We start from the raw sequence: 11,542 nt of genomic DNA, 5'->3' as shown, positions 1-11,542 counted from the left end.
GTGCCGCGGGCGCTGCCGCAGGTGGTGCCGCGAGCGGTGCCACGGGCGGTTCGGCGGGAGCAGCCGGGGGAGCCGCGGCGTCGGAGGGGCTGGGTGCGCCCGTGAAGGTCGGCATCGGCGCGGTGCTGGCCGTCGCGGCGGCGGCCGGGCTGGTGTGGGCGCTCTCGGGCAGCCCGGAGCCCGCGCCGGAGCCCCGGGCGAAGCCGTCCGCCGCGGAGCCGGTGGCACCGGTGCCGCCCCCGAAGCCGGAGCCCCCGGCACCGCCCGCGCCGAAGCCCGCCACGCCACCGGACAGGCCCACCCCGAAGCCCAGGCCGTCCACCGCGCCGTCCGCCCCGCCCAAGCCTGCCCCGGCGAAGCCCGTGCCCCCCAAGACGACGCCTCCGGCACCGCCCGCGCCGAAGCCCGCCGCGCCACCGGACAGGCCCACCCCGCCCCCGGCACCCGCCCCGACCCCGCCCGCGCCGAAGCCCACTCCGCCGCCGCCCCCGCCCCCGCCCGAGCCGAAGGTCTACCAGGTCAACCGGCTGAAGTACGGTGTCATCGGCGACGGGACCGGGCCCGAGGTGCGGCTCAGGGACAGCAGTTGGCTCTGGCAGCGCTCCAGTATGCGGATCGACGGTCAGCGGTACGCGTACGGGGTGACCGTGCACGCCAGGTCGTCCATCACCATCGATCTCAACCGCCAGTGCTCGCGCTATGACGCCCTCGTCGGCATCGACGACATGACGCTGGGCCTGGGCGCGGTGCGCTTCTCCGTCTACGCGGACGGCGCCCGGCTGTGGCGGTCACCGGTGATCCGCGGCCGGGACGCGGCCGTACCGGTGAGTGTCTCGCTCGCGGGCCGCGAGACGATCCGGCTGGTGGTCGAGCCGCACAAGCCCTTCAGTACGGTGGCGCTGGCGAACTGGGCCCAGTCCAGGATCAGCTGCGTGTGACGGGCCGGCCCCGGATCAGCCGCCTGCGGCGGGCCCCGGCCCCGCGACCGCCTCCAGCAGCTCCGCGGCCTCGGGGACGGTCAGGGCGAGGCCCGCCGTGTGCTCGGCGTCGTAGTGCCGGGGCCCCAGTTCTAGACGGGCGCGTCGGCGGAGCCCGTCGGCCGTGGCGGCTTCCGGGGCGGAGCGCGGAGCCGACCCGCGCCAGGCGTCGGCGGCGGCCAGCAGCCGTACGGACAGGGCGAGGCGGCCCGTCAGCGGCAGGACGGCCGCGGCGCTGTCGGCGAGCTGCGCGCTGACGTACTCCGCGCAGTCGGCGGCCCACGCCTTGCGCAGCGCAGCGGCCAGGCCCACCACGGCGGCGGAGGGTCCCGGGGCCTCGTGGGCGGTGAGCGTGGCGTCGATGCCGTCGATGAACACCTCGAAGTGCACGGGCGGGCTGCCCAGCCCGCTGAGGCGGCGGGCCTCGTCGGTCAGCCTCCGGGCTTCGGCCCGCTCGCCGCGCCGCATCGCCAGACCGGCGCGCATGATGTGGATGTAGGCGTCGGCGTCCCGCGAGTCGTTGCGGTCCGCCTCCCGCCCCGCCTCGTCGAGCCGCCGCTCGGCCCCCGCCGTATCGCCGGTGTGGAAGGCGAGTTCGGCGAGCCGGGCCTGGAGAAACGGTGACTCGGCATGGGCGCCGACCTCCCGTACGAGGGCGAGGGCCTCGGCGTACGCCTCCTTCGCCTCCGGGAACCGGCCACGCCTCATGCCCGCCTCACCGGCGGCACTCGCCGTCTGGGCGCGCAGCCAGCGGTCCCCGACGCGGCGGCTCAGCCGGAGCAGTTCGGTGAGATCCTCGTCGACGCCGTCGACGCCGCCCGACATGTCGATGACCATATGGGTGCGGAACAGGAGCGTGGTCCCGTACTCCCAGTCGCTCCCGTACTTCCGGGTGTTGGCGACGGCGGCGTCCAGCATGCCGCGGACCTCCGCCATGTCCTCCGTCAGGCACGCGGTCAGGGGCCAGAGCAGCCCGGGGAAACGGGCGGCCTCGGGGCCCGGCTGTTCGAAGACCCGGCGGATCCCGCGCAGGGTGGACATCAGACCGGCGTCCTCGCGCACCCGGTCGGCGGGCCGGCTCTCCAGGGCCAGGAAGAAGTGCAGCACCCGCAGATGCATCCGGGGCCAGTCCGGGGGATCGCCGTCCTCGGCCGGCCCGGGGCCGAGCGCGAGGACGCGCTCCGCCCAGGACAGCCCCTCGGCACGGTAGTTGCGCAGCCACCAGAACCAGCCCATCCCGAAGACCAGGCGCAGCGCCGAAGCCTCGTCGGGGGCGGCGACGGCGGTGCGGTGGAGTGCGGCGCGGATATTGTCGAGGTCCGCCTCGATCCGGGTGATCCAGGGCAGCTGGTCGGCCGAGCGCAGCCGGGGTTCGGCTTCCTCCACGAACGCGGCGAAGTACTCGGTGTGGGCGCGGGCGGCGGTTTCCCGGGCGGCGGGGACCTCGGCGGCGCGTTCGGCCGCGTACTCGCCGATGGTCTCCAGCAGCCGGAAACGCATGCATCCTTCGGCGTCCGGTGCGGCGGTGACCAGCGACTTGTCCACGAGCGCGCCGAGGAGCGCGGCATCGCCGACGGCCTCGGCGGCGGGCAGGTCCCAGCCGCCGGCGAAGACGGACAGCGCGCGCAGCAGGGTCCGTTCGTCCTCGTCGAGCAGGTCCCAGGACCAGTCGACGACGGCACGCAGGGTCTGCTGACGGGGCAGCGCCGTACGGCTGCCACTGGTCAGCAACCGGAAACGATCATCAAGACGATCCGCGATCTGCCGCGGAGTGAGCATCCGCAACCGCGCCGCCGCCAACTCGATCGCCAGCGGCAGACCATCCAGCCGCCGACAGATCTCCGCACACGCCTCCGGATCATCCCCCACCCCGAACCCCGCCCGCGCCGCCGCCCCCCGCTCCCCCAACAACCGCAACGCCACCGGACCCGGCAACGGATCAACCGGCCGCACCAACTCCCCCGGCACCCCCAACGGCTCCCGACTCGTCGCCAGAACGGTGAGCCCGGGGCACCTCTCCAGCAGCCCCTGGGCGAGGGCGGCGGCGGCCCCGATGACGTGTTCGCAGTTGTCGAGGATGAGGAGCATCCGGCGGCGTGCGCAGTGCTCCACGAGGCGTACGAAGGGGTCGTCCGTGTACCGCTCGGCCACGCGCAACTCTTCCGCTCCGGCTCCGCGCAGGACGGTCTCGCGCGCGCCGAGGGCGGTGAGGACGGCCTCCGGCACATCGTCGGGGTCGTCCACTGGGGCCAGCTCGGCCAGCCAGACCCCGCCGGGCAGTCCGTTCGCGGCCCGCTCGGCGACCTCCTGCGACAGCCGGGTCTTCCCGGCACCGCCGGGCCCGAGCAGTGTGACCAGCCGGGCGCCGCCGAGATCCTGCCCGATGGTGTCGAGGTCGCGCTCCCGCCCGACGAACGAGGTGAGCCGCGCCCGCACATTGCCCCGGGCGGCACGGGCGGCGCGGGCGGCGGGGTGCGCGCGGTCGGCTCCGGGGGCGGGGTGCGGGTCCGGTTGGCCCCAACCCGGGCCTGCGTCCGCCGGGCGACCGTCCCGCGGACCGGGCGGCGCGTCCTGCGCGAACCCGGTCCCGCCCACGGACCCGGGCCTGCCCGGCACCGGCACCGACGCTGGCGCTGGCGCTGGCGGCGCGGGCATCGGCGCGGGCGCACCGCCGTCACCCGCCGCGCCCCCGGTGAACCCGTCCGGGGCCACCGGCGCCGTACCCCTGCCGTGCGCCCGCCCACCCGGCACGTCGTCGGCCGTTCCGGTGTGTGCCGTCGCCGCGTGTGCCGTCGCCGCGTGTGCTGTCCCGGCAGGCGGGGACTGCGGAGGCTGCGGGGACCCGGGTGGCCGGAGTGACTGAGGTGCCGTCGGCTCCCCGCCTCCGGCGGGGCCCGGACCGGGCCCGTCGGTGAGCACGGCCGTCCCGTCGGTGAGCAGGCTCATATGCAGGCCGCGCAGGGCCGGGCCCGGGTCGGTCCCCAGTCGGTCGGCGAGACGGCGGCGGAACGTCTCGTACGCCGCCAGAGCCTCCGCCGGGCGGCCCGTGTCCCGCAGGGCCCTCAGCCGCAGCACTTGCAGGGACTCGTCGATCGGGTGCTCCCCGCAGAGCGCGGCCAGCTCCGGAAGGGCGTCCTCCGCGCGGCGCAGCGCGAGCATCGCGGCCAGCCGGGTACGGCGGGCGTCCAGTCGGCGGGCCTCCCAGCGGGACACCTCCGCCGCGCGGTTGGGCAGATCGGCCAGCACGGGCCCCCGCCAGAGCGCCAGCGCGTCCTCCAGCAGCGCCGTCGCCTTCGCCGCGTCACCCTGCTCCAGCGCCCGCGCGCCCTCCCCCGCCAGCCGGTCGAACCGGTGCAGATCCACCGCGTCGCCATCGGCCCGCAGCCGGTATCCGCCGCCGTCGGCCGATGCCACCGCGTCCCGCCCGAGCGCCTTGCGCAGCCGCCCCACCAGGGCCTGCACGGCGCCGACCGCGTCCACCGGCGGATCGCCGTCCCACACCTCGTCGACCAGGACCCCGACCGGGACCGGCCGCCCGGGCCGCAGCGCCAGCACGGTCAGCAGCGCGCGCAGCCGCGCACCACCGAGCGCGACGGGCGTGCCGTCGTCGTGGAGTGCCTGTGTGGTGCCGAGGACCGAGAAACGCACCCGTTCATTGTCCCTGTTGCGCACAGCGGTTCGCACACAGGAACCAGCGGGGCCACTCCGCGCGTTGTTCCCTGCGCCCCCTGTACGGTCGGTCCCGCTCGTTCCCGTGCCCCTGGAGCCCCCCGGAGTCGCCCCATGCCCACCGCCATCTCCCGTCACAGGGACCGGCGCATCAGCCCCGTATTCCTCGGGATCGTCGCCGTGATGGCCGTGACGGGCTGGGCGGTGTGGACGGAGTTCGCCGGCGCGACGGGGCTCGCCGTGTTCCTCTTCGTCACCTCGGCGTGGATCGTCTCGCTCTGTCTGCATGAGTACGCGCACGCCCGCAGCGCGCTCCACAGCGGCGACACCTCCATCGTCGCCAAGGGATATCTGTCGCTCAATCCCCTCGCCTACACCCACGCCCTGCTGAGCATCGTGCTCCCCGTCGTGTTTGTGATCATGGGAGGTATCGGTCTGCCGGGTGGCGCGGTCTTCATCGAGCGGGACCGGATCCGGGGGCGGTGGCGGCACAGCCTGATCTCGGCCGCCGGGCCGCTGACGAATGTGCTGTTCGCGGTCGTGTGCACCGCGCCGTTCTGGCTGGACGCGCTGGACGGCGTGCCGTTCCAGGTCCGTTTCGCGCTGGCGTTCCTGGCGCTGCTCCAGGTCACCGCCGCGATCCTGAACTTCCTGCCGGTGCCGGGACTGGACGGCTACGGCGTGATCGAGCCCTGGCTGTCGTACCGCATCCGGCGCAGGATGGAGCCGTACGCGCCGTTCGGGCTGCTCGGCGTCTTCGCCCTGCTGTTCATCCCCGAGGTGAACCACACGTTCTTCGACGCGGTCGACGCGATTCTGCGCGGACTGGGAGTGCACGGCCTGGAGACGGACTGCGGGCTGGAGTACTACCGCTTCTGGCAGGGCGAGGACGAGATCTGCCGGACGTTCGTCGACGCGTAGCGGCGCGGGGGCGGCGCGGGGCGCTCGTTGGACGGGGCAGTGCCGGGCTCCGGTGGGGCCGCGGGTAACGCCGGTGGTCGTCAGCGCGCGGCGCCGGGCGCCGGTGGTCGTCAGCCGGTGCTGCCTGCGGCCGACCGGTCCACCTTCGCCTTGCGCAGGTAGTAGTAGGCCATGTTCGAGGAGAGCCCGGCGAGCAGCACCCAGATGATCCCGAGCCACATGCCCTGGGCGAAGGAGACCACGGCGGCCGTGACGGCGAGCGCGCAGACGACGAGTGCGTAGAGAGCGAGGCGGGGCATGGGGTGAGGCTCCTGTCGGGGGTGTCCGTCCGTCCCGCCCAGTGTCCCCCATGCCCCGCCGCGCGTCCCGGAGGGCCCGGAGTACGCCCGTACCGGAGTACGCCCGTACCGGACACCCGTATCCGACGCCGGTACGAGGCGTCCGGTAGCCAGGCGTCCGGTCCTCCACGTTCCTACACGTCGGTGACGCGGAGACCGGCGTGGGCCTTGTAGCGGCGGTTGACGGAGATGAGGTTGGCGACGAGGGATTCGACCTGGTGGGCGTTGCGGAGGCGGCCGGCGAAGACGCCGCGCATGCCGGGGATACGGGCGGCGATGGCCTGGACGAGGTCGGTGTCGGCGCGGGTCTCGCCCAGGACCATCACATCGGTGTCGATCGACTCGACGGCGGGGTCCTGGAGCAGGACGGCGGACAGATGGTGGAAGGCGGCGGTCACCCGGGAGCCGGGCAGCAGGGCGGCGGCCTGTTCGGCGGCACTGCCCTCCTCCGGCGTGAGCGCGAACGCGCCCTTCTTGTCGAAGCCCAGCGGGTTGACGCAGTCCACGACGAGCTTGCCCGCCAGTTCCTCCCGCAACGATTCCAGGGTCTTGGCGTGCCCCTCCCACGGGACCGCCACGATCACCACATCGCTGCTCCGCGCGCACTCGGCGTTGTCCGCGCCCTCGACGCCCAGGCCCAGCTCGGCCGCCGCCTTCTGCGCGCGCTCGGCGGCCCGCGAACCGATAATCACCCGCTGCCCCGCCCGGGCCAGCCGGTACGCGAGCCCGCGCCCCTGATCCCCTGTGCCGCCCAGCACACCCACCACCAGGCCCGACACATCCGGCAGTTCCCAGGGGTCCTTCGCCGCGGGCTTGCCCGCGTTGTCAGTGGAAGTCATGAGTTGACCTTACTTCCGGCCACAACCCCTCGAACGGGTGAGCCGCCGGAAATCCCCGCTCGTTCGAGCGCGTGGTGCTACAGGATGCCGCTCCATGGATGCCGTACGTGTCGCGCTGCTGCGCGAAGTCCTGGCCGGTACGTCGTGGCCGGCCGCGACCCGGCGGTTCGCGGGGGTGCTGCGGTCCTCGGTGGTGCCCCGGGGCGGCGGACTGCTGCTGGTGGGGACCGAGGCGTACGAGCCCTGGCATCTCGCCGCGCATCTCGTGGACGAGGCGGCCTGGTCGGGGCTGCCGGAACTCTCCCCCACGCTGGTACGCCACCGGGCGCGTCCCGGCGACCCGGAGCATCTCGCGGTGGGACTCGGCAGACTGGAGGCGGCGCGGCGCGGCGAGACGGTCCTGGTGGTCGCCCCGGAGCGCCCGGAGTCCGAACTGCTGGCGCGGGTGTGCGACGCCCGCCGCGCGGGGGCGACGGTGCTCGCGCTGGAAGGCGGCGACCCGGAGATGCGCTCCCTCGCGCACGAGTCGCTGACCGTCGGTGACGGGGACGAGGTCGACCTCGACACCGTGCAGCACCTGGTGAGCGCGGCGGCCGGGGAGAACAGCGTGCCGGGGGCGCGGGGGCGGCGGCACTTCCGCGACCGGCTGTCGCGGCTGGTGGATCAGTTGACATCGCCGCCGCCGGGGCGCTGGTAGCCGTCCCGGGCGTCAGCCGCCGGGGACATCCCCGGGCCGCCCTTGGCCGCCTTGGGCGCCTTGGGCCTCCCAGTGGCCTTCCCTGGCCTCTTCGGGCCGCCCCGGCCTCCCCGAGCCTCCCCGAGCCTCTCCGGGCGAAATTCGCTTGCCGCCGCAGGAGCGGCTCACGGAATATGACCTCCTGTGACCTCGAAGCTTTCCGCGATACTCCCGGATCTCTCGCCGTGGCGATCGTCACCCGACTTCCGGCTGCTCTGGGTCCAGGGAGTGATCACCTATCTGGGCAGTTTCATGGCGATGATCGCCCTGCCGCTCCAGATCAAGGAGATGACCGGGTCGCCGCTCGCGGTCGGCACGATGGGCGCGGTGGAGCTGGTGCCACTGATCGTCTTCGGGCTGTACGGGGGCGCTCTCGCGGACGCGGCCGACCGCCGCAAGCTGATCATCGGCACCGAGGCGGGCCTCGGGCTGCTCGCCGTCATCCTGCTGGTGAACGCGCTGCTGCCGGACCCGCTGCTGTGGCCGCTGTATGTCGTCGCGGCCGGTGTGTCCGCGCTGGCGGGGCTCCAGCGCCCGGCCCTGGACTCCCTGATGGCCCGGATCGTCCCCCACGACCAGCTCACCGCAGCGGCTGCCCTGAACAATCTGCGCTGGCAGCTCGGCGGGATCGCCGGGCCCGCGGCGGCGGGGCTCGTCGTGGCGTACGCGGGCCATGCGACGGCCTACGCCGTCACGATCCTCGGCTTCGCCGTCTCCGTCCTGCTGTGCCTGCGGCTCACCCCCGCGCCCGCCGCGCACGACGCGGAGAAGCCGTCGCTGCGGGGGATCGCGGAGGGCGCCCGCTACGCGTGGTCCCGTCCGGTCCTGCTCAGCACCTACGCCATCGACCTGGTCGCGATGATCTTCGCTTTCCCGGCCGCGATCTTCCCCTTCCTCGCGGACGACCTCGACGCCGAGTGGTCCCTGGGCCTGATGTACGCGGCGATCGCCTTCGGCTCCGTGGTCCTCAGCCTGATGAGCGGCTGGATGTCCAAGGTCCGCCGGCACGGCCTGTTCGTCATCTACGGGGCCGGGGTCTGGGGTCTGGCGATCGCCGGGGCGGGGTGGTTCGGCAATGTGTGGGTGGTGCTGCTGTGCCTCGCAGTCGCGGGCGCGGGCGACACCCTCAGCGGTCTCGGCCGTATGACCATCTGGAACCAGACCATCCCCGATGAGCTGCGGGGGCGGCTGGCCGGGATCGAGGTCCTCTCCTACAGCGTCGGGCCCCAGCTCGGGCAGGTCCGCTCCGGAGCGATGGCCGGCTGGACGGGGACGCGGGCGGCGATCTGGACCGGCGGCGTCGCCTGCGTCGCGGGTGTCGCGCTCCTCACCGCCGCGCTCCCCAAGCTCCTCCACTACAACTCCGCCACGGACCCGGACGCGCTGCGCCGCCGCGCCCAGCAGGAGTCGGCGACGTCGGCCCCCTGACCTCACCCGGGGGTGGCCTCATCCTGCGCACCAGGTCCGTGCCCGGCCGTCCGAATCCCGCGCCATCGTGGAGCGGCACGCCCTCGGGGCGTGTCCTCAATCTCCCCCAGACTTCGTCCGGGGGGACCCCCAACGGGCTGGTTTTGCGCACCCGGGTGGGCAAATTCAGCCTCGCCGGCGTTTGAGGCGCGGGTCCAGGGCAGAGCCCCGGCGACCGGGCCGCGCCCGGCGCACGAAACCCGCACCACCGTGGGACCGCACACCCTCCGGGCGTGTCCTCAAACGCCGGACGGGCTGAACGCACCGCTCAGGTGGTCGGGGGGTCGGCGTCCGGAGGGGTGTCGTGCCATTTGGGGTCGGTTTCCCAGGAGAGGTTCCGCTCCCGCGCCGTCTCCATCGCGCGAGTCGCCTCCTCGGGCGACCCGTACGGCCCGAACCGGTCCTTCGCGGGGCACTCCGGGCCCTCCTCGACCTTCTTGTGCTGAAGGCAGTAGTACCACTCCCCCGCCTTGCCGGCGGTGCGCCTCTTGAACAGGGCCATCAGCGGCTCCCTTCCTCTACCGCCATGCTGCCCCACAGCCCCTGGTTAGACTCGCTGATATGTCTGGCCAGTCGCTGCTCGTGCCCGGGGAGCTGTCCCCCACCCGTTCCGTCCCCGCCGCCATCGCCCGCCCCGAGTACGTCGGGAAGCCCGCCCCCGCCCCGTACACCGGGTCCGAGGTGCAGGACCCCGAGACCGTCGAGCGGATGCGGATCGCGGGCCGTATCGCCGCGCGGGCGATGGAGGAGGCCGCGAAGCACATCGCGCCGGGGGTGACCACGGACGAACTGGACCGGGTCGCCCACGAGTTCATGTGCGACCACGGCGCCTACCCGTCCACTCTGGGCTACCGGGGCTTCCCGAAGTCGCTGTGTGCCTCGGTCAACGAGGTCATCTGTCACGGAATCCCGGACTCCACGGTGCTGCGGGACGGTGACATCGTGAACCTCGATGTGACGGCGTACATCGGCGGGGTGCACGGCGACAACAACGCCACCTACCTCTGCGGCGATGTCGACGACGAGTCCCGGCTGCTGGTGGAGCGGACCCGGGAGTCGCTGAACCGGGCGATCAAGGCGGTGCGGCCCGGCCGCCAGGTCAATGTGATCGGGCGGGTGATCGAGTCGTACGCCAAGCGCTTCGGCTATGGCGTGGTGCGCGACTTCACCGGGCACGGGATCAACTCCTCGTTCCACTCCGGACTGATCATCCCGCACTACGACGCGGCCCACGCGACGACGGTCATCCAGCCCGGAATGACCTTCACCATCGAGCCGATGCTCACGCTGGGGACCCATGAGTACGACATGTGGGACGACGGCTGGACGGTGGTGACCAAGGACCGCAGGCGGACGGCCCAGTTCGAGCACACGCTGGTGGTGACGGCGACCGGGACGGAGATTCTCACGCTGCCCTGACCCCGCGCCGGGCCGGGCGGCCGGTTGGACGAGGGGCGTGAGGTTTACCGACAGGGCGTCGGAATCCTATTGACTTAGGTATACCTAAGTAGGATGATCGGTGGCGGTGGCAGTCATGTGCTGACGCCGTTCGCTCTTCCGTCCCCTGGTCCCGGAGGTCCTCCTTGGACACCACCGCCACCACCGCCACCACCACCGCCGAGCCCCAGAGCACCCCCTTCTCCACCCAGATCCGGGTGGCGTCGCACGACAAGCACGACGAGGCCAACGCCTCGCCCTTCATGAGCGACCTCCTCGGCGGCCGGCACGGCGTCGCGGCGTACGCCCGCTACACGGGCCAGCTGTGGTTCGTCTACCAGGCGCTGGAGGGGGCGGCCGAGTCCCTGGCGGACGACCCGGTGGCCGGGCCGTTCATCCGGCCGGAGCTGTTCCGGACGGAAGGGCTGGAGCGGGATCGGACGCATCTGCTGGGCGACGGCTGGCGCGCGGGGCTCACCGCGCTGCCCGCGACGGCGGCGTACGCGGCCCGGATCGAGGAGTGCGCGGCCACCTGGCCCGCCGGTTATGTGGCCCATCACTACACCCGCTATCTCGGTGATCTCGCGGGCGGCCAGGTCGTGCGCGACCGGGCCGAGAAGACCTGGGGGTTCGACCGCAAGGGCGACGGCGTGCGGTTCTACGTCTTCGACGGCATCAGGAACCCGGCCGCCTTCCGGCGGGACTACCGCGCGCTGCTCGACTCGGTGCGGGCGGACGATCTGGAGCGGCAGCGGATCATCGACGAGTGCCGGCGTGCTTACGACTACAACGGCGCGATCTTCCGGGCGCTGGACGCGGAGTTCCCGCTCGGCGCCTGAGCGGGCGCGAGCGGGCGAGCCACGCGACCTCGGTACGGCCACCGGGCGAGCCAGGCACCCCCGGGCGCGTACGCGCGAGCCACGCGCCACCGCACGACCGTCGCACGAGCCCCGCGACCGCGCCCGGGGCTCAGCTCATCAGCCGCAGCGCCTGCGCCACGCTCAGCCTGCGGGCGGGCACCGGAGCCGGGGCCACGATGTCGCGCACCGGAGCGGTGGCCGGGGTGACGATCCGTACCCGCCCGCCGATCTCCACTTCGCCGTCGGGGCCGGGGGCCGTCAGAATCTGTGACCCCCGGCCCTGAGTGATGTTCAGGGC

The 11,542-nt window shown here is 73.5% G+C and carries 10 protein-coding genes and 2 pseudogenes; 6 read left to right on the top strand and 6 right to left on the bottom strand.

The genetic code is table 11. The annotated features are described in order from the left end of the window. Positions 1-373, bottom strand: a pseudogene (locus tag ACWF94_RS20175) (hypothetical protein); the annotation flags it as partial. Between ACWF94_RS20175 and ACWF94_RS20170 the strand changes: the two are divergent. Continuing rightward, entirely contained in the window at positions 363-938 is a 576-nt protein-coding gene (locus ACWF94_RS20170; protein ID WP_453489877.1) for an NPCBM/NEW2 domain-containing protein, read from the top strand. The pseudogene ACWF94_RS20175 and the gene ACWF94_RS20170 overlap by 11 nt on opposite strands. A 15-nt stretch (positions 939-953) precedes the next feature. On the opposite strand, the gene ACWF94_RS20165 is transcribed toward ACWF94_RS20170, so the two are convergent. Beyond that, positions 954-4,625 carry an AfsR/SARP family transcriptional regulator gene (locus ACWF94_RS20165; RefSeq protein WP_453489874.1) on the bottom strand — a complete coding sequence of 1,224 codons (3,672 nt, stop codon included), beginning with the start codon at positions 4,623-4,625 and terminating at the stop codon, positions 954-956. Between the two features lie 135 nt (positions 4,626-4,760). Between ACWF94_RS20165 and ACWF94_RS20160 the strand changes: the two genes are divergently transcribed. Next, positions 4,761-5,567: a site-2 protease family protein gene (locus ACWF94_RS20160; RefSeq protein ID WP_453489871.1), complete on the top strand. Its 807-nt coding sequence runs from the start codon at positions 4,761-4,763 to the stop codon at positions 5,565-5,567. A gap of 110 nt (positions 5,568-5,677) precedes the next feature. On the opposite strand, the gene ACWF94_RS20155 is transcribed toward ACWF94_RS20160, so the two are convergent. Both ACWF94_RS20155 and npdG read right to left on the bottom strand, forming a co-directional pair. Next, on the bottom strand, positions 5,678-5,866 hold the full coding sequence (locus tag ACWF94_RS20155) for a hypothetical protein (RefSeq protein WP_453489868.1): 189 nt from the start codon (positions 5,864-5,866) through the stop codon (positions 5,678-5,680). Positions 5,867-6,039: 173 nt separating this feature from the next. After that, positions 6,040-6,744 (bottom strand): NADPH-dependent F420 reductase, encoded by a 705-nt coding sequence (gene npdG / locus ACWF94_RS20150; protein ID WP_453489865.1) that lies wholly within the window; start codon positions 6,742-6,744, stop codon positions 6,040-6,042. Positions 6,745-6,838: 94 nt separating this feature from the next. Here npdG and ACWF94_RS20145 point away from each other — a divergent pair, with 94 nt between their 5' ends. Together ACWF94_RS20145 and ACWF94_RS20140 are read left to right on the top strand one after the other, a co-directional pair. Then, a complete protein-coding gene (locus ACWF94_RS20145; protein WP_453489862.1) occupies positions 6,839-7,441 on the top strand; it encodes a hypothetical protein in 603 nt (200 codons plus the stop codon). Between the two features lie 183 nt (positions 7,442-7,624). After that, entirely contained in the window at positions 7,625-8,908 is a 1,284-nt protein-coding gene (locus tag ACWF94_RS20140) for an MFS transporter (protein ID WP_453489859.1), read from the top strand. 307 nt (positions 8,909-9,215) lie between these two features. Here the strand turns inward: ACWF94_RS20140 and ACWF94_RS20135 are convergent, their stop codons facing one another. After that, the gene (locus ACWF94_RS20135) at positions 9,216-9,449 is read right to left on the bottom strand and encodes a hypothetical protein (RefSeq protein WP_453489856.1); all 234 of its coding nucleotides are present in this window, start codon (positions 9,447-9,449) and stop codon (positions 9,216-9,218) included. 59 nt (positions 9,450-9,508) lie between these two features. Here ACWF94_RS20135 and map point away from each other — a divergent pair, with 59 nt between their 5' ends. Both map and ACWF94_RS20125 read left to right on the top strand, forming a co-directional pair. After that, positions 9,509-10,366 (top strand): type I methionyl aminopeptidase, encoded by an 858-nt coding sequence (map, locus tag ACWF94_RS20130; protein WP_453489853.1) that lies wholly within the window; start codon positions 9,509-9,511, stop codon positions 10,364-10,366. 164 nt (positions 10,367-10,530) lie between these two features. Further along, the gene (locus ACWF94_RS20125) at positions 10,531-11,223 is read left to right on the top strand and encodes a biliverdin-producing heme oxygenase (RefSeq protein ID WP_453489850.1); all 693 of its coding nucleotides are present in this window, start codon (positions 10,531-10,533) and stop codon (positions 11,221-11,223) included. 130 nt (positions 11,224-11,353) lie between these two features. Here the strand turns inward: ACWF94_RS20125 and ACWF94_RS20120 are convergent. Further along, a pseudogene (locus ACWF94_RS20120) lies at positions 11,354-11,542 on the bottom strand (PhzF family phenazine biosynthesis protein); the annotation flags it as partial.

The organism is Streptomyces sp. NPDC055078 (assembly GCF_053607985.1).
Note: the sequence above shows the minus strand (reverse complement) of the source record. Positions and strands in the feature narration are given on the sequence as shown.

What these genes read in the sequence shown, in the direction of transcription:
- ACWF94_RS20160 (WP_453489871.1), top strand. Translation starts at nt 4,761, where the DNA reads ATGCCCACCGCCATCTCCCGTCACAGGGACCGGCGCATCAGCCCCGTA.
- ACWF94_RS20155 (WP_453489868.1), bottom strand. Translation starts at nt 5,866, where the DNA reads ATGCCCCGCCTCGCTCTCTACGCACTCGTCGTCTGCGCGCTCGCCGTC.
- npdG (WP_453489865.1), bottom strand. Translation starts at nt 6,744, where the DNA reads ATGACTTCCACTGACAACGCGGGCAAGCCCGCGGCGAAGGACCCCTGG.
- ACWF94_RS20145 (WP_453489862.1), top strand. Translation starts at nt 6,839, where the DNA reads ATGGATGCCGTACGTGTCGCGCTGCTGCGCGAAGTCCTGGCCGGTACG.
- ACWF94_RS20135 (WP_453489856.1), bottom strand. Translation starts at nt 9,449, where the DNA reads ATGGCCCTGTTCAAGAGGCGCACCGCCGGCAAGGCGGGGGAGTGGTAC.
- map (WP_453489853.1), top strand. Translation starts at nt 9,509, where the DNA reads ATGTCTGGCCAGTCGCTGCTCGTGCCCGGGGAGCTGTCCCCCACCCGT.